The 20637-nt window shown below is 43.3% G+C and carries 33 protein-coding genes; 30 read left to right on the plus strand and 3 right to left on the minus strand.

All coding sequences use genetic code 11. The features are described 5' to 3' along the window. The first annotated feature begins 3 nt into the window (after positions 1-3). The 30 genes from fusA to ACLWBB_RS04505 all read left to right on the plus strand — a co-directional run bounded on the left by fusA (position 4) and on the right by ACLWBB_RS04505 (position 16879). Positions 4-2109: an elongation factor G gene (fusA, locus tag ACLWBB_RS04360; protein ID WP_413290349.1), complete on the plus strand. Its 2106-nt coding sequence runs from the start codon at positions 4-6 to the stop codon at positions 2107-2109. A gap of 211 nt (positions 2110-2320) precedes the next feature. Beyond that, complete coding sequence (rpsJ, locus tag ACLWBB_RS04365) at positions 2321-2638, plus strand: 30S ribosomal protein S10 (protein ID WP_413290350.1); 318 nt, start codon at positions 2321-2323, stop codon at positions 2636-2638. 12 nt (positions 2639-2650) lie between these two features. Next, a complete protein-coding gene (rplC, locus tag ACLWBB_RS04370; protein ID WP_413290351.1) occupies positions 2651-3325 on the plus strand; it encodes a 50S ribosomal protein L3 in 675 nt (224 codons plus the stop codon). A gap of 2 nt (positions 3326-3327) precedes the next feature. Further along, positions 3328-3957, plus strand: a complete 630-nt coding sequence (rplD, locus tag ACLWBB_RS04375; RefSeq protein WP_413290352.1) for a 50S ribosomal protein L4 — start codon at positions 3328-3330, stop codon at positions 3955-3957. After that, on the plus strand, positions 3957-4235 hold the full coding sequence (gene rplW, locus ACLWBB_RS04380; protein WP_413290353.1) for a 50S ribosomal protein L23: 279 nt from the start codon (positions 3957-3959) through the stop codon (positions 4233-4235). Before rplD ends, rplW begins: the two co-directional genes overlap by 1 nt. A gap of 2 nt (positions 4236-4237) precedes the next feature. Continuing rightward, complete coding sequence (gene rplB, locus ACLWBB_RS04385; RefSeq protein WP_413290354.1) at positions 4238-5056, plus strand: 50S ribosomal protein L2; 819 nt, start codon at positions 4238-4240, stop codon at positions 5054-5056. A 9-nt stretch (positions 5057-5065) separates the two neighbouring features. Beyond that, positions 5066-5362, plus strand: a complete 297-nt coding sequence (gene rpsS, locus ACLWBB_RS04390; RefSeq protein WP_413290355.1) for a 30S ribosomal protein S19 — start codon at positions 5066-5068, stop codon at positions 5360-5362. A gap of 11 nt (positions 5363-5373) precedes the next feature. Beyond that, complete coding sequence (gene rplV / locus ACLWBB_RS04395) at positions 5374-5706, plus strand: 50S ribosomal protein L22 (RefSeq protein WP_413290356.1); 333 nt, start codon at positions 5374-5376, stop codon at positions 5704-5706. 2 nt (positions 5707-5708) lie between these two features. Next, positions 5709-6374: a 30S ribosomal protein S3 gene (gene rpsC, locus ACLWBB_RS04400; RefSeq protein ID WP_413290357.1), complete on the plus strand. Its 666-nt coding sequence runs from the start codon at positions 5709-5711 to the stop codon at positions 6372-6374. Then, a complete protein-coding gene (gene rplP / locus ACLWBB_RS04405) occupies positions 6361-6768 on the plus strand; it encodes a 50S ribosomal protein L16 (RefSeq protein WP_413290358.1) in 408 nt (135 codons plus the stop codon). Before rpsC ends, rplP begins: the two co-directional genes overlap by 14 nt. Before the next feature lie 5 nt (positions 6769-6773). Then, positions 6774-6965 carry a 50S ribosomal protein L29 gene (rpmC, locus tag ACLWBB_RS04410; protein WP_413290359.1) on the plus strand — a complete coding sequence of 64 codons (192 nt, stop codon included), beginning with the start codon at positions 6774-6776 and terminating at the stop codon, positions 6963-6965. A gap of 12 nt (positions 6966-6977) precedes the next feature. Beyond that, a complete protein-coding gene (gene rpsQ / locus ACLWBB_RS04415; protein WP_413290360.1) occupies positions 6978-7244 on the plus strand; it encodes a 30S ribosomal protein S17 in 267 nt (88 codons plus the stop codon). Positions 7245-7253: 9 nt separating this feature from the next. Next, positions 7254-7622: a 50S ribosomal protein L14 gene (gene rplN, locus ACLWBB_RS04420; RefSeq protein ID WP_413290361.1), complete on the plus strand. Its 369-nt coding sequence runs from the start codon at positions 7254-7256 to the stop codon at positions 7620-7622. Between the two features lie 10 nt (positions 7623-7632). After that, positions 7633-8172 carry a 50S ribosomal protein L5 gene (gene rplE / locus ACLWBB_RS04425; protein WP_413290362.1) on the plus strand — a complete coding sequence of 180 codons (540 nt, stop codon included), beginning with the start codon at positions 7633-7635 and terminating at the stop codon, positions 8170-8172. A gap of 14 nt (positions 8173-8186) precedes the next feature. Continuing rightward, entirely contained in the window at positions 8187-8492 is a 306-nt protein-coding gene (gene rpsN / locus ACLWBB_RS04430) for a 30S ribosomal protein S14 (RefSeq protein ID WP_413290363.1), read from the plus strand. Positions 8493-8502: 10 nt separating this feature from the next. Then, positions 8503-8892, plus strand: a complete 390-nt coding sequence (rpsH, locus tag ACLWBB_RS04435; RefSeq protein ID WP_413290364.1) for a 30S ribosomal protein S8 — start codon at positions 8503-8505, stop codon at positions 8890-8892. A 7-nt stretch (positions 8893-8899) separates the two neighbouring features. Then, entirely contained in the window at positions 8900-9442 is a 543-nt protein-coding gene (gene rplF / locus ACLWBB_RS04440) for a 50S ribosomal protein L6 (protein WP_413290365.1), read from the plus strand. A gap of 15 nt (positions 9443-9457) precedes the next feature. Beyond that, on the plus strand, positions 9458-9826 hold the full coding sequence (rplR, locus tag ACLWBB_RS04445) for a 50S ribosomal protein L18 (RefSeq protein WP_413291585.1): 369 nt from the start codon (positions 9458-9460) through the stop codon (positions 9824-9826). Positions 9827-9836: 10 nt separating this feature from the next. Next, on the plus strand, positions 9837-10298 hold the full coding sequence (gene rpsE, locus ACLWBB_RS04450) for a 30S ribosomal protein S5 (protein WP_413290366.1): 462 nt from the start codon (positions 9837-9839) through the stop codon (positions 10296-10298). A gap of 27 nt (positions 10299-10325) precedes the next feature. Further along, on the plus strand, positions 10326-10511 hold the full coding sequence (gene rpmD, locus ACLWBB_RS04455) for a 50S ribosomal protein L30 (protein ID WP_413290367.1): 186 nt from the start codon (positions 10326-10328) through the stop codon (positions 10509-10511). A 3-nt stretch (positions 10512-10514) separates the two neighbouring features. After that, a complete protein-coding gene (gene rplO / locus ACLWBB_RS04460) occupies positions 10515-10952 on the plus strand; it encodes a 50S ribosomal protein L15 (protein ID WP_413290368.1) in 438 nt (145 codons plus the stop codon). After that, positions 10952-12277 carry a preprotein translocase subunit SecY gene (gene secY / locus ACLWBB_RS04465; protein ID WP_413290369.1) on the plus strand — a complete coding sequence of 442 codons (1326 nt, stop codon included), beginning with the start codon at positions 10952-10954 and terminating at the stop codon, positions 12275-12277. Before rplO ends, secY begins: the two co-directional genes overlap by 1 nt. Continuing rightward, complete coding sequence (locus ACLWBB_RS04470) at positions 12277-12912, plus strand: adenylate kinase (protein WP_413290370.1); 636 nt, start codon at positions 12277-12279, stop codon at positions 12910-12912. The genes secY and ACLWBB_RS04470 overlap by 1 nt, the downstream gene beginning before the upstream one ends. Before the next feature lie 120 nt (positions 12913-13032). Then, on the plus strand, positions 13033-13146 hold the full coding sequence (gene rpmJ / locus ACLWBB_RS04475; RefSeq protein WP_413290371.1) for a 50S ribosomal protein L36: 114 nt from the start codon (positions 13033-13035) through the stop codon (positions 13144-13146). A gap of 2 nt (positions 13147-13148) precedes the next feature. Further along, a complete protein-coding gene (gene rpsM / locus ACLWBB_RS04480) occupies positions 13149-13523 on the plus strand; it encodes a 30S ribosomal protein S13 (protein ID WP_413290372.1) in 375 nt (124 codons plus the stop codon). Between the two features lie 14 nt (positions 13524-13537). Beyond that, a complete protein-coding gene (gene rpsK / locus ACLWBB_RS04485) occupies positions 13538-13933 on the plus strand; it encodes a 30S ribosomal protein S11 (protein WP_413290373.1) in 396 nt (131 codons plus the stop codon). Between the two features lie 11 nt (positions 13934-13944). Further along, positions 13945-14571: a 30S ribosomal protein S4 gene (gene rpsD, locus ACLWBB_RS04490; protein WP_413290374.1), complete on the plus strand. Its 627-nt coding sequence runs from the start codon at positions 13945-13947 to the stop codon at positions 14569-14571. Between the two features lie 19 nt (positions 14572-14590). After that, positions 14591-15619 carry a DNA-directed RNA polymerase subunit alpha gene (locus ACLWBB_RS04495; RefSeq protein ID WP_413290375.1) on the plus strand — a complete coding sequence of 343 codons (1029 nt, stop codon included), beginning with the start codon at positions 14591-14593 and terminating at the stop codon, positions 15617-15619. An 18-nt stretch (positions 15620-15637) separates the two neighbouring features. Next, positions 15638-16165, plus strand: coding sequence for a 50S ribosomal protein L17 (gene rplQ, locus ACLWBB_RS04500; protein WP_413290376.1), 528 nt, complete (start codon positions 15638-15640; stop codon positions 16163-16165). A gap of 102 nt (positions 16166-16267) precedes the next feature. After that, the gene (locus ACLWBB_RS04505) at positions 16268-16879 is read left to right on the plus strand and encodes a TlpA family protein disulfide reductase (RefSeq protein ID WP_413290377.1); all 612 of its coding nucleotides are present in this window, start codon (positions 16268-16270) and stop codon (positions 16877-16879) included. Here the strand turns inward: ACLWBB_RS04505 and ACLWBB_RS04510 are convergent. The 3 genes from ACLWBB_RS04510 to ACLWBB_RS04520 are packed head-to-tail and all read right to left on the minus strand — an operon-like array spanning position 16854 to position 20536. Next, the gene (locus ACLWBB_RS04510) at positions 16854-18017 is read right to left on the minus strand and encodes a DUF3095 domain-containing protein (RefSeq protein WP_413290378.1); all 1164 of its coding nucleotides are present in this window, start codon (positions 18015-18017) and stop codon (positions 16854-16856) included. The genes ACLWBB_RS04505 and ACLWBB_RS04510 overlap by 26 nt on opposite strands. A 3-nt stretch (positions 18018-18020) precedes the next feature. Continuing rightward, positions 18021-20006, minus strand: coding sequence for a TIGR03545 family protein (locus tag ACLWBB_RS04515; RefSeq protein WP_413290379.1), 1986 nt, complete (start codon positions 20004-20006; stop codon positions 18021-18023). 5 nt (positions 20007-20011) lie between these two features. Beyond that, on the minus strand, positions 20012-20536 hold the full coding sequence (locus ACLWBB_RS04520; protein WP_413290380.1) for a TIGR03546 family protein: 525 nt from the start codon (positions 20534-20536) through the stop codon (positions 20012-20014). Between the last annotated feature and the right edge of the window lie 101 nt (positions 20537-20637).

Consider the following 20637-nt stretch of genomic DNA (forward strand, 5'->3'; position numbering starts at 1 on the left):
CTAATGTCAGCGAAAGATCCCAAAGTTGTAGCTGATCTTAAGTATACTCGTAATATCGGCATCATGGCTCACATCGATGCCGGTAAAACGACCACCACCGAACGAATTCTATACTACACAGGTAAAAGTCATAAAATCGGAGAAGTCCATGATGGCGACGCCACTATGGACTGGATGGTTCAGGAGCAAGAGCGTGGTATCACGATCACTTCTGCAGCCACGATGTGCTTCTGGAAAGACAACCGTGTAAATATCATTGATACTCCTGGACACGTTGATTTCACAATCGAAGTAGAGCGCTCACTTCGCGTTCTCGATGGTGCTATCACGGCTTTCGACGGAGTAAACGGCGTAGAACCACAGTCTGAGACTGTTTGGAGGCAAGCCGACAAGTATCATGTCCCTCGTATTTGCTTCATCAATAAAATGGACCGTGTAGGCGCAGACTTTGTTATGAGCCTAAATTCCATCAAAGAAAAATTGAATGCAAATCCTATTGCTGTTCAAGTTCCTGTGGGTCTCGAAGACTCTTTCAAAGGCGTTGTCGATCTTCTTGAAAACAAAGCTTACATTTGGGAGACCGGCACTAAGGATGAAGTGTTCAAAACGACAGATATCCCTGCTGACATGAAAGCGGAAGTTGAAAAATTCCGTTTAGAAGTCGTAGAAAAAATCGTCGAGTTTGACGATGCTCTCTTGGAAAAATATTTGAATGGTGACGAAGTTACTGTTGCCGAACTCAAGCAAGCTCTCAGAAAAGGAACGCTCGCTCTCAAAGCAGTTCCTGTCTTCTGTGGAGCGGCCTTCAAAAATAAAGGCATTCAACCTCTCTTGGATGGTGTGATTGATTATTTGCCATCGCCTTTAGACGTTCCAGCTATTGAAGGCCACGATCCAGAAAAACCAGATAAGAAAATCATCTGTAAAACAGATTTTGATGCGCACACAGCTGCATTGGCTTTTAAAATTGCCAATGATCCGTTTGCGGGAACTCTCACTTACATTCGCGTTTATTCAGGTGAAGTGAAAGTGGGCGATCAGCTCTTAAACCCTCGAACAGAGAAAAAAGAACGCATCCAAAAACTTGTGAAGTTACATGCAAACTCTCGCGAAGAAATTCAATCTTTGAAAGCGGGAGATATTGGTGCCGTGATCGGTCTTAAATTCACAGGAACAGGGGACACTCTTTGCGAGTCTTCTCATCCAGTGGTTTTAGAAACTATCACGTTCCCAGAGCCTGTGATTTCAGTTGCGATCGAAGCAAAGTCTTCTGCAGATCAAGAGAAGATGCTTCAAGGCCTTGCGAAACTCGAAAAAGAAGATCCTTCTTGTAAGCTCAGAAACGATCCTGAAACAGGTCAAATTCTGTTGTCTGGCATGGGCGAACTGCATGTAGAAATTCTTGTGGATCGCCTTCTTCGTGAATACAAGGTTCAAGCAAACGTGGGTAAACCCCAGGTTTCCTACCGTGAAACAATTACATCCTCTGCAACTGTGGATTATGTTTACGAACGCCAATTGGGCGGCGAAGAACATTTTGCCAAGGTTCAGTTAAAAATCGAGTCTATCCCACTCTCGGAAGGCGTGCAGTTCGTCAACAAAGTGACTGCAACATCTGTGATTCAACCTGGATATCTTAAGGCAGTTGAAAATGGCTTTAAGGAGTCCGCGGAAGTGGGGCCGTTGGCTAGCTATGGAATGATCGGGATCCGTGGGACCCTAATGTCCGTAGAGGCTCGTCAGGAATCGTCGAACGAAATCGCCTTCAAAGCGGCATCCTCTTTGGCGTTCCGTGAAGCCGTTAAAAAAGTGAACACCGAGCTTTTGGAGCCTATCTTTAAGCTTGAGGTTACATGCCCTGATGATTTCGTGGGTAATGTTGTTGGAGATTTAAACTCTCGCCGTGGGAAGATCATTTCTATGAATGTGAAGCCTGGCGGAGGACAAATTATTTCTGCCGAAGCGCCGCTAGCAAATCTGTTTGGCTATGCCACAGATGTTCGTAGCTTAAGCCAAGGCCGAGCGAGCTTCAGTATGGAGTTTTTGGCATACGCGGTAACGCCGCCAAAAGTGAAATCTGAAATTTTGACAAAGCTGGGTCGATTTTAATTAATTTTTTTTCGATTAGCCTTTGACATTGTTTGTTTTTTCGGTGCATACTCGCGCACCTGTACACCTAAGTTTACAAAAAACTCTCTGAATCAGGGTATTTCCAGGGCCGCAAGGGCCCATCCAGAGGCGGTTTTCGATGGAACGAAGGTGTTGAGTTAACCAGATTTTACTAGTATTTACGATACTTTAACAAAAAGAAGAGTGTCCTATGCAAAGTCAGAAAATCAGAATTAGGTTGAAGGCTTTCGACCATAAACTTTTAGACCAATCTACGAAAGAAATCGTAGAGACTGCACGTCGTACTGGCGCTAAAGTTGCTGGCCCAATTCCCTTGCCAACCCGTATCAACCGTTATACAGTCCTGCGCTCGCCACACGTTGACAAAAAATCACGTGAGCAATTCGAAATTAGAACACATAAGCGCATGCTGGATATTTTAGAACCAACACAGCAAACTGTCGATCAGCTCATGAAACTCGACCTCTCTGCTGGCGTAGATGTTGAAATTAAACTGTCAGCGATCTGATAGGAGTAAGTCGTGAGCGAAGTTACAAATACTACAGAAAACACTACCTCTGCTGAAGGACTGAAACTAAACGGTCTTTTTGCCTTCAAAGAAGGTATGTCTACTATTTTCAATGACCAAGGTGAAGCGGTTCCAGTAACTGTTCTTCGTTATGAGCCTTGGGTTATTTCTCAAATCAAAACCAACGAAAAAGATGGTTACGAAGCTGTTCAGGTTGCTTGCCAACCTAAAAAAGCTAAGAACTCTACAGCGGCTGAAAAAGGTCATTTGTCTAAAGCTGGTTTTGAAAACGGTGCTCAATATGTAAAAGAACTCCGTCAGACGCTTCCAGAGGGAGCTGCTCTCGGTGCTCAGGTTTCTATTGAGAGCCTTACTAAAGGTGATTTCGTAAAAATCACTTCTAAATCAAAAGGTAAAGGTTTTGCGGGTTCCGTAAAACGTTGGGGTTTTGCGGGCGGTCCTGCATCTCACGGTTCTAAGTTCCACCGTCGTCCTGGTTCTTCTGGTAACAGAACATGGCCAGGTCGTGTAATGCCAGGTAAGAAATTCCCAGGTCACCTAGGTGCTGAAACAGTTACCGTAAGAAACGTAGAAGTTGTTGAAATCAACACTACTGAAAACGTTGTTTTGGTAAAAGGACCAGTTCCTGGCGCCAGAAACACTCTAGTGAAATTGGTGAGAGAATAGTTATGGCAGTAGTTAACGTTCTTAATTGGAAAAAAGAAAAAGTTGGTCAAGTTGAGTTGGCTGCGAATGTTTTCGAAGCTCCTGTTAAAAAGGAAGTTTTGCACAACGTAGTTCACTGGCAATTGGCTAGTCGTCGTCAAGGTACTCATATGACTAAAACAAAAGGTCTTGTGAGCGGTGGCGGTAAAAAGCCATTCAAACAAAAAGGAACTGGTAACGCCCGTCAAGGTTCTAGCCGTTCCCCTTTGATGCCTGGTGGTGGTACTATGTTCGGTCCACAACCTCGCAGCTACGCTTACGTACTTCCTAAAAAAGTACGTCGCTTGGGATTGAGCATGGCTCTTTCTCACTTGCACAGCGAAGGAAAACTTTTTGTTGTAGACAGCATGAAGTCTGAAGGTAAAACAAATGAACTTCAAAAAAGATTGAAGTCTTTCGGTTTGAACAAAGCAGTTCTTATCGATGCAAGTGTTGACGAAATGTTCAGCCGTGCAAGCCGCAATCTTGAGTCTTTCAAATACTTCCCAGTGGAAGGTTTGAACGTGTTTGACCTTTTGAAATACGATGCTGCAATTATCACTAAAGATTCTGTAGCAAAAATCATCGACAGATGTTCATTGGAGAAGGCGTAATGAAACAGATCATTAAAGCTCCTCTCATTACTGAGAAGAACACATATCACAACGCAGCTGGCGTTTATGTTTTCGAAGTTGATTTGAAATCTTCAAAAACAGAAATCAGAACAGCGGTAGAGAAAAATTTTAAAGTTAAAGTCGACAGTGTTAGAACGAGTGTCTGCAGAGGACATTCTAAAAACACAAAATTCGGTTCAACTAAAGTTCCTTACTGGAAAAAAGCTTACGTTAAGCTTGTTGCCGGTGAGAAAATTGCACTCTTTGAGGGAGTTTAGAGATGGGGATCAAAACATTTAGCCCACGCTCTGATGGCAGAAGAGGAATGACAGGTTTTGATTTCAAGGAGATCACTAAAACGACTCCAGAGAGATCACTTTTAGCTCCTCTAAGTAAAAAAGGCGCCCGTAACAATCATGGTCAAATCACCATGAGACATATCGGTGGCGGTCATAAAAGAAAATATCGTTTGGTTGATTTCAAACGTGAAAAACTTGAAGTACCAGCAAAGGTTGTTGCGATCGAGTACGATCCAAACAGAACTTGCCGTATCGCTTTGATTTCTTATAACGACGGAGCAAAAGCTTATATCTTGGCTCCAGTTGGTTTGAATGTTGGCGACACTGTAGTATCTAGCGACAAAGCAGATATTAAACCTGGAAACTCACTTTCTTTAGGTGCGATTCCATTGGGTACTACAATCCATAACGTTGAAATGCGTCCAGGCAAAGGCGGACAAATCTGCCGCGGTGCTGGTGCAAGTGCAACGTTAGCTGGTAAAGGCGATAAATATTGCCAAGTCCGTTTGCCATCAGGCGAGTTGAAGCAAGTGTTGACTGTATGTCGCGCTTCAATTGGTCAAGTTGGTAACACTGACAACGAAAATATCTCTTTAGGTAAAGCTGGTCGCTCTCGTTGGAGAGGTATCCGTCCAGGCGTTCGCGGTATGGCGATGAACCCAGTTGACCATCCTCTCGGTGGTGGTGAAGGCGTGGGTAAAGGTCATCATCCTGTAACTCCTTGGGGTCAGCCTTGCAAGGGATACAAGACTAGAAATAATAAACGTACTGACTCTTCAATTGTTAAGAGACGCAAGTAGGAGTAAAAGGTGGCACGTTCAACTAAAAAAGGTCCGTTCATGGACGATCATTTGATGAAAAAGATCGACCACGCGATCCAAAAAAATGACAAAAAAGTTATCAAAACTTGGTCACGACGCTCTACGATCCTTCCTGAGGCTTTGGGCCTAACTTTTGCGGTTCACAATGGAAGAAAGTTCGTTCCTGTCTATGTGACAGAAAACATGATTGGTCACAAGTATGGTGAGTTTGCACCTACTAGAACCTTCCATGGACATGCAGAGAAGAAAGCTGCTCCAGCAGCGGCTCCTGCGGCGAAGAAATAATAAGGTGATTTATGGAAGTTAAAGCAAGTTTGAAATACGCAAGAGTAGGCGCACAGAAAGCAAGATTGGTTGCTGATGTTGTTCGTGGAAAGAACGTAAATGAGGCTGTAAAGACTCTTACTTTCCTTAACAAGAAAACAGCTGGTTTGATCAAAAAGCTTATCGAGTCTGCAGTTGCAAATGCTGAGTATAAAAAAGTTATGGACGTAGATAATCTCTACGTAAAGTCCATCTGGGTTGACCAAGGACCTTCTTTGAAGAGATTCCGTCCTCGTGCCCAAGGTAGAGCTTTTGGTGTTCAAAAGAAGACCAGCCACATTAACGTAGTTCTCGAGGAGAAATAGTCGTGGGACAAAAGGTTAATCCAATTGGACTAAGAGTCGGAGTTATCAGAACTTGGGATTCTCGTTGGTACGCAAAAGGCCAACAATATCATGAGAACCTCCACGAAGATATTCGCCTCAGAAAATATTTGAAAGCGAAATTGAAGCACGCTGGCGTTGCCAAAATCGAAATGGAACGCGCTGCTAAGAAAATTAAGATCATCATCTCTACAGCTCGTCCTGGTGTTGTTATCGGTAAAAAAGGCACAGGCATCGATGCTCTTAAAGCTGATGTTCAAAAATTGACTCCAAACGAAGTATTCTTGAGCATTCAAGAAGTTCGTAAACCAGATTTGGATGCGCAATTGGTTGCTGAAAGCATCGCACTTCAACTTGAGAAACGTATCTCTTGGAGAAGAGCTTTGAAGAAAGCTATCGCTGCAGCAATCAAAGGTGGCGTAAGAGGTATTAAAGTGCGCGTTTCTGGTCGTCTTGATGGCGCTGAGATCGCACGTTCTGAATGGTACAATGAGAAGAGCGTTCCATTGCACACTTTGAGAGCTGACATTGACTACGGTACTGCTGAGTCTTTGACTGCATACGGTATCATCGGTCTTAAAGTATGGATCTACAAAGGTGACATCTTGAGTGCTCGTGAAGTTGAGGAGGCTGGCCGTGTTAAGTCCTAAAAGAGTTAAATGGCGTAAGCAATTCGTAGGTCGTGCAACTGGTTTTGCAGTTCGCGGTTCAAACTTGGATTTCGGTGACTACGGTCTTCAGGCAACTGAAGAGCACCGTATGACAGCTCGCCAATTGGAAGCTGCTCGTATCGCGATCTCAAGATCTGTAAAGCGTGGTGGTAAAATCTGGTGCCGTGTATTCCCTAACATTCCAGTAACTAAAAAACCTGCTGAAACTCGTATGGGTAGCGGTAAAGGTAATCCGGAATACTGGGTAGCACGTATCCTTCCTGGAAAAGTTCTATTCGAAATGAACGGTGTAACTCGTGAGCAAGCTAAAGAAGCTTTCGAACGTGCGGCACACAAACTTCCATTTAAAACCAGATTCTTGGCTCGGGAGTAGTGGAAATGAAATTCACAGAAATTAAAGATCTATCAGTAGTAGAACTTAAGAAAAAAAGAGCAGGTTTGAGCGAAGAGCTCTTTCAAGCTCGTATTAAGAACACAATTGGGCAATTATCAAACCCAATTGAAATCAGAAACCTTCGCCGTGATATCGCTAAAATCAATACGGCTATTGTTAAAAAAGTAGCTCGGTAATTGGGGAAGACTATGGAAACAAATTCTAGAGGACGTAGAAACGAAGTCGTAGGCGAAGTGATCAGCAACAAGATGGATAAAACTATCTCTGTTTTGATCTTCAGAATGGTTAAACACAAAAAGTACGGAAAGTTCGTTAAAAAGACTTCTGTATTCAAAGCTCATGACGAAAAAAATGTAGCGAAAATTGGCGACGTAGTAAAAATCTACGAAACTCGTCCTTTGAGCAAAACTAAGCGCTGGGCGCTTAGCGAAGTCGTTGAGACAACAAAAGGCTAGGGTGTAGTTATGATTCAAATGCAAACCAGACTAAACGTAGCTGATAACTCTGGAGCCAAAGAAGTATTTTGTATCAAAGTACTTGGCGGCTCTAAGAGACGTGTAGCTTCTATCGGAGACATTATTGTTGTTTCCATTAAAGAAGCTCTTCCAAATGCAAAAGTTAAAAAAGGTGATGTGGCTAAAGCAGTTGTTGTAAGAACTGTTCATAAATTGCGTCGTCCAGATGGTTCATACATTCGCTTTGATGATAACTCTGCAGTTCTTATCAATGCTTCTAAAGAGCCAATTGGAACTCGTATCTTCGGCCCAGTAGCAAGAGAATTGAGAGCAAAACAATTCGTTAAGATTGTTTCTTTGGCTCCAGAAGTACTCTAAGAGGTGTGATGTGAATCGCTTGCAAACTAGATATAACAAAGAAATCGCCCCAGCTTTGATGAAGAAAATGGGTGCACAGAACGTAATGCAAGTTCCTCGTTTAGAGAAAATTGTATTGAGCGTTTGCTTGAGTGAAGCCGTTCAAAATCCAAAGATTTTGAACACTGTGGTTGATGAAATCACTGCAATCACTGGACAAAAAGCTGTTATCACGAAAGCTAAGAAAGCTATCTCTAACTTCAAGTTGAGAGCTGGCATTCCTCTTGGAGTTCGTGTGACTTTGAGAAGAGAAAAAATGTGGTCTTTCATCGATCGTTTGAACACTTTGGCACTTCCACGCGTAAGAGATTTCCGTGGTCTTCCAAATAAAGGTTTCGACGGACGTGGAAACTACAACATGGGTTTGAAAGAGCAGATCGTGTTTCCTGAGATCAACTACGATAGAGTTGATAAAGTACGCGGTATGAATATCACAATTTGTACAACTGCTAAGAACGATGCAGATGGAAGATCTCTTCTTGAAGCACTCGGCATGCCATTCAGAAAATAAAAGGTTGGTGTCAATTGGCTCGTAAAGCAAGTATTGAAAAAAATAATAAAAGAAAAGCTCTCGCGAAAAAATACTTCAAACATAGAGAAGAGCTTCGCACTAAAGCAGTGGACATGAAGCTTTCTGATGAAGAAAGAGCGTTGGCTCGCAAAAAGCTTCAAGCATTGCCTCGTGATACAAACGTGAACCGTGTAATCACTCGTTGTGAATTAACGGGTCGCCCGCGCGGTAACTACAAAAAATTTGGTCTTTCAAGACTTGCTTTCAGACAATTGGCTCTTGATGGCAAATTGCCTGGCGTAACTAAGGCAAGTTGGTAAGAGGAATACTATGGATACAATTGCACAATTTCTTACAGTAATTCGTAACGCAGGAAAATCTCAACATGAGAAAGTTGATATGCCTGCTTCTAAAGTAAGAGCTGGTATCGCTCAAATCTTGGCTAACGAAGGCTACATCCGTAGCTTCAAAGTAGCTAAAGATTCTAAGCAAGGTATCATGCGCGTTTACTTGAAGTATTCAGAAGATGGACAACACGCAATTACATCAATCGACAAAGTGAGCACTCCTGGTCGTCGTTTGTATGTAAAAGCAACTCAGATTCCGAAAGTTAGATCTGGTCTTGGTATGTGCATTTTGAGCACTAGCAAGGGAATCATGAGTGACAAACAAGCTGCTGAGAAAAATCTTGGTGGCGAACTTCTTTGCACTGTTTGGTAGGTGAGACATGTCACGTATTGGTAAAGCCCCAGTCATTTTTGACGATAAAGTTACAATTACTGTAACTCCTAAAAACGAAGTGATCGTAAAAGGTGCTAAAAACGCTTTGAACATCGCTATGCAACCTGCAGTGTCTGCAAAACTTGATGGTAAGAAGGTAGTTCTTACTCGTGCTGATGACTCTAAAGAGAGCAAAGCACTTCATGGTTTGTACAGAGCATTGATCCAAAACGCGGTTATTGGTGTAACTAAAGGTTTCACTAAAGGACTTGAGCTTCATGGCGTTGGATACCGTGCAAACGTTGCAGGAAAAAAATTAGAGCTTTCTTTAGGCTTTTCTCATCCTGTAATCTTCGACATCCCAGAAGGAATCGAAATTAAGGTAGATAAGCAAACAGCTATTAACATTACTGGCGCAAGTAAAGAGCTTGTTGGTCAAGTTGCTGCTAAAGTTCGCAGCTTCCGTCCACCAGAGCCTTATCTTGGTAAAGGCGTTCGTTATGCTGGTGAGCATATCAGACGTAAAGCTGGTAAATCTGCTGGTAAATAATTGAGGTGAGTTATGATGAAATTGAAAATGAGCAAACACACTAGTGAACGCAAGCAAAACCGCCTCACTAAGAAAATCAGAATCAGAAAGACTGTTAACGGTACTGAAGAGCGTCCTCGTTTGTGCGTATTCAGAAGCGGCAAACATATGTACGCTCAAATCGTGAACGATGTTAACGGTCATACTTTGGCTGCAGCTTCTTCTTTGAGCATCGATACCAAAAATTCTGGTAAAGATCTTGCTAAAGAAGTAGGAATGGCAGTGGCTAAAGTAGCAATTGCTAAGAACATTAAGTCAGTAGTTTTTGACCGTAACGGTTACTTGTATCATGGTCGAGTTAAATCTCTTGCAGAAGGCGCGCGTGAAGGCGGCCTCAGTTTCTAAGGAGTAAATTGTGGAGAAAGTAACAACAGCAGCAGCTGAATTCGAAGAGCGCGTAGTAGCTATCAACCGCGTTACTAAAGTAGTAAAGGGCGGCCGTCGCTTTTCATTCGCGGCACTTGTGGTTGTAGGTAACGGCGCTGGCGATATCGGATTCGGTTCTGGTAAAGCTGGTGAGGTTCCAGAGGCTATCGGTAAAGCAAGCCGTGCAGCTAAAAAGAACTCGAAAGCTATCACTTTGAAAGAGGGCACAATTCCTCACGAAGTTATCGGTAAATTCGGTGCCGCAAAAGTGATCATGAGACCAGCAGCTCCAGGTACTGGCGTTATCGCCGGTGGTGCAGTTCGTGCGGTCCTTGAGTCTGTCGGCGTAAAAGACATTCTTACTAAATGTGTTGGTACTCGTAATCCACACAATGCGGTAAGAGCGACAATCGACGGATTGAAGCAACTTAAACAGATGAAGCAAATCTAGTTCCTTCGAGGAATGTGTAGGTAGAAAATGGCAAAAACATTTGTTGTAACACTAAAAAGATCTCTTATTGGTTGCACTCAAGACCAAAAAGACACTGTTCGTTGTATCGGTCTTAAAAAGATCCGCGGCAGTGTTGAGGTTAAGGACACCCCAGCTAATAGAGGACAAATCATGAAAGTTCAGCATCTAGTAGATGTTGAGGTTAAGGGGTAATTTATGAGTCTTTTAAGCACACTTGCTCCAAAAAAAGGCGCTAAGCACTCTCCAAAAAGAATCGGTCGTGGTATCGGTTCTGGTATGGGCGGAACTGCTACTAAAGGTCATAAGGGTCAACTTGCTCGTACTGGCGGCACTGTTCGTCGTGGTTTCGAGGGTGGTCAAACTCCTATGCACAGAAGACTTCCTAAGTTCGGTTTCAGCAACGTTGCTTTCGCGACTGAGTTCGATATCGTGAACCTCAGCCAATTGGCTAATTTTTCTGGCGAAGTAACTCCTGAAGTTCTTCACCAAAATGGTCTTGTTGGTAAAGGCTTAGTTAAAATCCTCGGCAACGGCGAAATTAAAAAAGCTTTGACTGTAAAGGCACACAAGTTCAGCGCAAGTGCTCAAAAAGCAATTGAAGCTGCTGGTGGTAAAGTAGAGGTAATTAAGTAGTGTCAGCCGTAGGTAGCATCGCTAAAAATTCAGACCTTAGAAATCGCATTTTTTTCACGCTAGCTATGCTAGCGGTGTACCGCATCGGAGTCCACGTTCCGACTCCGGGTGTGGATGGCAGCGCTGTTTTCTCGTTCTTTAAAGCACAAAGTGCCGGCATTTTCGGCCTCTTTAATACCTTTTCTGGTGGCGCTCTTTCCCAATTCAGTATTTTTGCATTGGGAATCATGCCTTACATCTCTGCATCTATCATTTTTCAACTTTTGACTTCAGCGGTTCCATATTTGGAAGCTCTGAAAAAAGAAGGTGAACATGGTCGTCGCAAGATCAACCAGTACACTCGTTATGCTACTGTTATTTTGGCAGTGATCCAAGGTTATGGAATCAGCACTTGGTTGATGCACTCAACAAGTCCTGAAGGCCATTCTTTGGTTCTTGCTCCATACGTTGGCTTCCTTCCATTCCAGCTGATGACAATCATCACATTGACTGCAGGTACTTGTTTTATCATGTGGTTAGGTGAGCAGATTACAGAGCGCGGAATTGGTAACGGCTCTAGCTTGATCATCTTCACAGGTATTGCTGCTGCAATTCCAAGTGGAGCTAGTCAGCTTTGGGAGCTTGTAAAGTCTGGCGAAATGAAAGCGCTTGTCGCTATTTTGTTGGTCCTTTTCATGATCGCGATCATCGCGGCAGTTATCTATATGGAAGTTGCTCAAAGACGTATTGCGATTCAGTACTCTCAAAGACAAGGCACTGGAATGCAGTCTATGCAAACTCCAAGCAGCCACTTGCCAATTAAAATCAACTTCTCAGGTGTTATCCCGCCAATTTTCGCGAGTTCGCTTTTGATGTTCCCGGCAACAATGGCTCAGTTTGTACAGGCTCCATGGTTGAAAGCCCTTCAGGATTCATTGAATCCTTCTGGGGTTATCTACAATATCCTGTTCGTTGCTTTGATTATTTTCTTTGCATTTTTCTATACAGAAATCGTTTTCAATCCTAATGAAGTTGCCGACAACTTGAAAAAGTACGGTGGTTTTGTTCCGGGAGTGAGAGCTGGTAAAAGCACTTCTGAATATATTCAACGCGTCTTAGACCGTTTGAATGTAGCGGGTTGTATCTACCTTTGCGCAGTGTGTATTTTCCCTGTTGTATTGACTAGCCAGATGAATGTTCCATTCCACTTCGGTGGAACGAGTTTGTTGATCCTTGTCGGTGTTGCATTGGATACTGCTCAGCAAATTCAATCTCATATCTATACTCAAAAATATGAGGGCTTCCTAAAAGGAGCTAAAATCAGAAGCCGAAGGGTGACGTTCTAATGAACCTCATCCTTTTTGGGGCTCCTGGAGCTGGCAAAGGAACGCAGTCTGCCCTCTTAATTGAGAAGATGGGTATGACGCAAATTAGCACTGGAGATCTCTTCAGGGCTGCGATTAAAAATAAAACAGAGTTGGGTGTTAAGGCTCAATCCTATATGGATCAAGGGCAGTTAGTTCCGGACTCTATTGTTATTGGAATGGTTGAAGAAGTTCTTAAAAGCGGCGTTAAGAATTTCATACTAGACGGTTTCCCAAGAACCGTACCCCAAGCTGAAGCTCTTGATGAGCTTCTCAAAAAGCTAAACCTGTCTATTTCTAAGGCTATTTTCTTAGAAGTACCTAAGGCGGAGCTTATGAGTCGTTTGACGGGCAGACGGGTATGTAAAAATTGCGGGGCTGTCTTCCACATAGTCAATAAACCTTCAAAAACTGAAGGTGTTTGCGATAACTGTGGCGGCCAGGTAGTTCAGCGTAACGACGATAAGACAGAGGTCGTTGGTGCGCGATTAGATGTTTATGATCAATATACTAGTCCATTGAAGGATTATTATATAAAGGCTCACAAATACGTAGAGTTGAACGGAAATAGAGATACTGAGGAAGTTTTTTCAGATATTAAGAAGCAAATTTCTTAAAATCTGCAAAATACCCATAGACAAGGGGTTACCTCGGTGTTAATTTTCCGAACCATTTGTGTTTGTGTATGTTTTGGATTCGAGGCCTTTAGGCTCTCAGTACAGACGTGGGAATAAGTTATGAAAGTTAGACCATCAGTAAAAGCAATCTGCAATAAGTGTAAGATTATTAAAAGAAAAGGCGTAATTCGCGTAATTTGCGAAAACCCTAAACATAAGCAAAGGCAGGGCTAATCATGGCACGTTTACTTGGTGTCGATTTACCTAGAAATAAGCGCGTAGAAATCGCATTGACCTATATTTTTGGTATTGGTCGTCCTCGTGCACGTATGATCTGTAAAGAAGCTGGTATTTCTCAAACTTTGAGAACTGAAGGTCTTACAGATGAACAAATCGCTAAAATGCGTTCTATCATCGAATCAAGCTTCAAGGTGGAAGGTGATCTTCGCCGTGAAATTGGTCTCGCGATTAAACGTTTGATGGATTTGAACTGCTACCGCGGTATCCGCCATCGTAAAGGTTTGCCAGTTCGCGGTCAGAATACACGCTCTAATGCGCGTACTCGTAAAGGACCTAAGAAGACCGTAGCGAACAAGAAAAAAGCCGTATAGTTAGGATGAATTAAATGAATACAGTTGAAAAAAAGCCTGTTGCAAAAAAGAAAGTTAAAAGAAACGTTCCTCAAGGGAACTGCTATATCCAAGCTGGTTTCGGTAACGTTATCGTAACTATCACGGATCCAAATGGTGACACTGTTTCTTGGTCATCTGCAGGTCACTTGGGTTTCAAAGGTAGCCGTAAAGGCACTCCTTTCGCAGCTCAAGTAGCAGCAGAAGATGCAGCTAAAAAAGCTATGGAAGCAGGTATGAAGTCTTTGGACGTATATCTTAAAGGTCCTGGTGCAGGTCGTGAGCCAGCTATCAGAGCTTTGGCTGCAATCGGTATGAGAATCCTTTCCCTGAAAGACGTTACACCGGTTCCGCATAACGGTTGCCGTCCACCTAAGCGTAGAAGAATCTAAGGAGATTTGTCGTGAGCTGCATTAATCAAGGCGTATGTAAACTTTGCCGTCGCGAAAATATGAAGTTATTCCTTAAGGGCGATCGTTGTTACACTGACAAGTGTGCATTCGAAAGACGTCCTTATCCTCCAGGACAACACGGACAATCTCGTTTGAAATTCTCCGAGTTCGCTCTTCAACTTCGTGAAAAGCAAAAAACAAAAAGATATTATGGTGTTTCTGAAAGCCAATTCGTGAAATACGTTAAAGAAGCTTCTCGTTCTAAAGAGTTGACTGGAACAGCAATGTTGAAGTCACTTGAGATGAGACTTGATAACGTTGTTTACGCATTGGGCTATGCGAATTCCCGTCGTGAAGCAAGACAACTTGTGAAACATAATCACTTCCTTTTGAATGGTACTAGAGCAAATATCCCTAGCATCATCGTTCAAAAAGGTGATGTGGTCCAAGTTACTGAAGCAAGCAAACAAGTGGTTAAAATCCAATCTGCAATGCAAGCTGTTGCAAGAAGATCTATCCCATCTTGGCTTGAAGCTGATCATGCTAACTTCAAAGGTGTTGTCAAAGATTCTCCTTCAAGAGATGATATTGCACTTCAAGTAGAAGAAAACATGATCGTAGAATACTACTCAAGATAATTTAGTTCTCGGGGGAGACATGCAAGAGCATTATTATAAATTTTGGAGAGAGATGATCAAACCTAAAGGTTTTGAGGTTGATCGTGAAACTCTTCGTGATGATTACGCAAAATTCATTATCCGTCCCCTTGAAAGAGGTTTCGGTGTTACTCTTGGTAACTCTTTAAGAAGAATTCTTCTTAGCTCTATGATGGGTTCAGCCATCACTGCAGTTAAGTTTGAAGGCGTTCTTCATGAGTTCACCACTATCACTGATGTTCTTGAGGACGTTACTGATATTATTTTGAATCTTAAGCAAGTTCGCTTCCGTCAATACACTAGCGACAGCTTGACTCTTAAGATTTCTAAAAAAGGCCCAGGTAAAGTTACTGCTGCTGATATCCAAACTTCTGACAAGGTCGAAGTTTTGAATCCAGACCAGCACATCGCTACTTTGGGTGCGAATGCTAACTTCAACGCAGAAATCATCGTTGATTTCGGTCGTGGTTACGTTCCAACAGAAAACAGAGAAAAAGATCTCGCAGTTGGCTACATTGGCGTTGACGCTCTTTATAGCCCAATCAGCAAGGTTAACTACAGTGTTTCTAATGCTCGTGTTGGTCAAAGAACTGATTACGATGCATTGACTTTGGAAGTATGGACTGACGGCTCTTTGAAGCCTGAAGAAGCAGTAGCTCTTTCATCTAAAATCATGAAAGAACAACTTCAAATCTTCCTTACTTTCGATGAAACAATGGAGCCTTCTGAAGAAGCTAGAGATTCTTCATCTCCTACATTGAATGAAAACCTCTTCAGATCAGTTGACGATCTCGAACTTTCTGTTCGTAGCGCGAACTGCTTGAAGAATGCCAATATCCGTTACATCGGTGAGTTGGTTGTACGTTCTGAAGCTGAAATGCTTAAAACTAAGAACTTCGGTCGCAAGTCTTTGAATGAAATCAAAGAAATCTTGTCTGAAATGGGTCTTGGTTTGGGTATGAAGATCGAAGGATGGCCACCTCCAGGATGGGATCCTAACCAGCCGCCTCAAAAGCGAGATGCTCAGTAATTTTCTCGGAGTTAAAAAATGAGTTCACATAGAAGAAGAGTAAAACATTTCAGTCGTAAATCTGGTCCTCGTAAAGCCTTGTTGAAAGGTATTTTGAGTTCACTTGTTGAACACGGCCGTATCACTACGACTGTTGACAGAGCTAAAGAAGTTAGAAGACACATCGAAAAAGCTATCACTCTTGGTAAAAAAGGTGATTTGGCGACTCGTCGTTTGTTGATTTCTAGATTCTCTAGCAACACTGTTGCATCAACTATCGTTGATGATTTGGCAGTTCGTTTCAAAACACGCCCAGGTGGCTACACTCGCATTATCAAAATCGGACGTCGTCCTGGTGATACTGCTGAGATGGCTTTCTTGGAATTCGTAGATTACGATTTTGAAGCAAAAGCTGACAAAGGCGAAAAAGCAGCGGCTAAAACTGACGAAAAGACAGTTAAGAAAACCGCTACTAAAGCTAAGAAAACAACTGCGAAGTTGGTAGCTGCTAAGAAAAAGTCTGTTAAAAAGATCCAAAAGAAAAACAGAACTGCAGCAAGAGCTTAATTTAAGCTCCCAATCTTTCTAAAAATGATTAACATAAAAGCCTAGGGAAACCTGGGCTTTTTGTTTTTGGTGAGTTCTCTTGGGAAATCGGAAGGAACATATATGAACAAGCATCTTCGCGCTCTGTTGATTGTAGGTGGACTAGCGGTCCTGATCGTCGTTGCTACGATGTTATATATGAATAGAGCCTCGGGCCCTCAGAACAGTCAGGGGCTTCAACAAAGACCTATCCAAATCAACCAGGAGTTGCCAGGATTCGAAGCTCAGACCCTCAAAGGTCAATCTATCAAGCTTTCTGATTTTAAAGGTAAAGTAGTTATTGTGAACTTCTGGGCGTCTTGGTGTGGGCCTTGCGTAGAAGAGGTTCCCTCGCTTATCAGTCTTCTTAAAACGTTTCCCAACGATGTTGCACTTATCGCTATTTCTGGTGACTCCAATCAAGAGGACATCAATAGCTTCCTGAAGTCCTTCCCTGAAATGAATAGCCTGCCAAATAGCTATGTCGTTTGGGATTCTGAGAAAAAGTTAATACCTCAATACCAAGTCTTCCGTTTGCCAGAGTCCTTTGTTGTCGGGAAAGATTTGAAACTTGTTAAAAAAATATCGGGCACCATCGATTGGCATACTGAAGATGCCATCGCCTATTTGAAACAATTAGCTTCAGGCGAGGCGGGCGAGAGTGCTGAACCTACTTCTGGGACTTCAACTGAGTAGCTGCTAGGGCATAGCCCCCATTTGTGCCATCAATAAAATGAACGTGTTTTCCATCTTGGAGATCGGTCACAAGACAAGTCATCAGAGCGCCTTGAGACTTGTGAATTCCATAGTAGATTTCTTTTTGTTCACGAAGCTGCTCCAGGACTTGGCCGATTTGGTGGGCTTGCGCTTCGGTACAATCTAAAATCATTCTCAGAGTGTCGTCGAATTTCTTTAGATCAGCATTTGCAATCATCTCTTGCTTATAACTATGCCCCTGAAAGTTTCCTGCTTTTAAGTTTTTCTCGATAAAAATGTAGTTTAGACAGCTTTTGAAAATCAATTTTATGGAAGTAAGAACTTTCTGAATCCCAGGCCGGGAGTTCATGCGTATTTCAATGCCCAAATCAGTGGCGACCATTTTTTCTTTCATATTAGCTAGAGCGATGGGATTTGCTTGGCTGAGGTCGTTGCCGAAGATTTGGTTAATTTCACGAATGACTTTTGCATAGGTTTCTTGCTCTTGGGCCCCATGGCCACGAGCCTGCACCAGCAAGGAAATTACAACCCCCTTGCGAGTAGCAAAGGGTTCCCAACGGCAAGTGAGGCCTTCGAGATTTGGAGAGGCCGTCTGGGCGTCAGGCCGAAGTAGCTGTGCTTCCGGGCTTGCACTTTTAACTAAGGCCTCGGCTTTAGAGAGCGCTCCTCCTCGGAACATGGCTAAGAAGTTCCCGGGGGAAACTTCGTACTTCGCCACCGAAAGACGAGTGTTTTCTTTGTACAAACTGTCGAGGCGCACTAGGCCGACACGCAACTCGAAGCCAAACATCTCTTGAGCCATCTTTTGGGTGGCCTTCAGAGCTTGCATGGTTTCATTGATGCGGGCCGTGGGAATAAGCAGGGTCGTGCCATCCCCGCCAAAGACAAAAGGAAATTCCAAGTTAGGAAGAGCGTTGATGACGGCAGTGAAGGTGGCGGCTCCGACCATGTTTACTTCGCGATAACGTCCTTCGTGAATCGCTTTGGTTGAGCCGCGGATGTCGCTGATCACAAGCACCCAGTCCTGAGGAGCTGGGTGAAAGTGAGTATCTTGAGTGACTTCGTTGAAATCATGAAAACTTGGGAGTTTTGCATAGAAATCAAGAGTCGAGATCATATTCTAAAGACCAAATTTCTTTTTAAGAGCATCAGCTGCTTTTTTGCCCTGTTTTTCAGCCTCTTTTTTACCTTGGTTTTCGGCATCCTTCTTGGCTTGGTTAATCTTTGCTTCAGCCTGTTTTTTCTGAGCGTCTAGCTGGCCTTGAGCTTTTTTAACTTCACCATCGAACTGACCACGCATTTGCTTGATTTGCTTATCAATCTGCTCGCGATTTTTGCCGATCTCTTTGTTGATGTATTCTTCGATTTGCTTACGAGCTTCAGCGATCTTCGCTTCGACCTGTTTGCGCAAACCTTTTTCAAGCTCGCTTCCCATGTTCGATGCAACATCGAAGCTGATACTTGGAAGGTGACCTGAGGCGCTTCCGGTAAGGTTGATTGCTGGCAAACCGGCGAATGTATTTTTAAGAATACTGTCGACGTTGCCGTCTTTCGCGCTGATGTCAAAGTTAGCCGTCGTGAATTGATTATTGAGATTCATTTTGAAATCTCTAAGCGCTTTAAGCTCGCCATCGATATCAAGTTTTCCAGTAGCACTTTTCAAAGCGATTTTTACATCCGATGAATTCACAAGGTCAGTGCCATTGATTGGGTAGGAGCCAACGGCCATTTTATAAGTGATGAGGCTGTCTGCTTGAGTGTTATCCAAAACGAGCTTCAGGAGCACGTCTTTGATTTGATCGGCAGGGAAGTCTCCAGCCAAAGACGCCACAGTTGGACGTCCTGTCAGAGCCTGATGGGTCGTGATATCTAGGATTTCTCCGCGGATATTGCCGGCCTTTGGCGACATGCCAGCTTGCGAGCTGATTGCGGCTTTCTTGATCCACAAAAGTGGGTAAGAGTTCTTACGACCGAATTCGTAAGTTACACCGACTTCGCGAGGGTGCGGTTGAATAGGAATTTCTTCCTCCTCTACTTCTTGTTGAGCTGGTTTGCCAGAAATTTTAGCGGCGTACTTCGGTGGCAAATATTTTTCAGCCATCGCTCGGTAGTGATTGATCTTTGCAATGTATTTGCCGAGGTATTTGTTAAACAAAGCACGGGTCAAATCTTTGGTGTTGATCGATGGAATACGGAAACGAGTTTCCAAAGCCTTGATGTCGGCTTTAACCAAACCATCAAGTTCGCGGATATCGGCTTCCATTTTCTTAAGATCTTTCTCCAACTCTGAAGCAGTAGATCCGATTTGTTTGTAGTAAGCATCGCCTTGCTTAGAGATGTCTTCGATCTCTTTCACAGACGCCTGTAGTTCTTGTGGAGTTTTAAAATCTTTGATTTTAACTTTGTTCAAGCGGTCGTTCAGAGCTTGAATATCTTTACCTTGAGGCAAAGCCTTCATCTTTTCGTCCCAAAGTTTTTGTTTGCCTTTGATTTCGGCTTCGAGTTCTTGAGCGCGTTTTTTAGAGTTCAGGCTGCCTTCAATTTTACCAAGTTGGGCATTTGCATCGCTACCGCCGAGAATCGCGGCTAAATCGCCTAACATATTATTGGCGTATTCCTCTTGAGCTTTGGCTAGAGCTTCTTCTTTCAAGCGCGTTGCTTCTTGTTCCACGGCGCCAGGACCTGGCTTCGGCGGTGGCTCTGGAGGAGCTACTTTGCCTGGATGCTTACGGGTTGTTGCGAATTGAATATTTTCGATGATCGCTTCGTTGACGAGAATTTTGGCTCTGAGAAGGGCATCCCAAGACATTCCCCAGCGAATATCGCCGATTTCAAGCATGTTCTGTGCAGGTTTTTCTGCGTCGGTGATTTCGATATTCTGAATGCGAAGGCTCGCTTTGAAGAAGCTTGTATCAAGCTTGCCGATATTAACTTCGGCGCCAACGGCTTTGTATCCTCCCCACTCGAGAGTCTTACGTAAATGCAGATCAAAGAAGAAGTGGAAGTACGCGAACACCAGGGCACAGATGATCGCAAAAGGGATCACGGCATTCCAGCGAATTGGACCTTGTGGCTTTTTTACTTTTGGAGTTTTTTCTGTCGTCATTGTGATTACCCGTAGAGTTCGTTGTATTTAGTGTACCAGTTGTAAGCCTTCGTTGCTGTGAACGCTTTCCAGAATTTTGTTCCCTGGAAGCGAGCCACAACTGTTGCGCGGTACTTTATGATAAGTGCTTTGAAAACAAAGAAAGCTGGAATCACCAAAATGAATCCCACCATCATCGAGCCCATCACAATCGAGTTATTAAAGCGAGTCATCGGCACAAGAGGCATATTGTACATTTGAACAAAGAGAGGACGTAAAGAAGGAGCTTCTAAAACTACGCGGCCCAATTGATCAGCGGCAGGATCAAAAAGGAATGCGACGAACTTGAAGAAAAATGCGGAAAGAAACGCAGCGCCCATTTGAATACGGAAAAAGAAAACCAAGAGAAGGACTATAAAAGTCTGAATCGACAAGAAAGGCGAGAAACCTAGAATCAAGCCGCAAGCAAGGCCCGCCGCTAATTGGTTGGTTCCAGTCTCGGAATTGAGCAGCCGGAAGAATGCGAATATCTGTTTTAGAAGTAAGGTCATAACCTCTCCTGATAGGGTCTATCGTTTTTGTGAACTTGCTCAGCTTAGAAATGGACCTAAACATTGGCAATCTTTTGTCTTTTCGCAGCGAGTAGAGATTT

Origin of the sequence: Bdellovibrio sp. HCB337 (genome assembly GCF_047302465.1) — a bacterium.
In the GTDB taxonomy this organism is placed as follows: Bacteria; Bdellovibrionota; Bdellovibrionia; order Bdellovibrionales; family Bdellovibrionaceae; genus JACMRP01.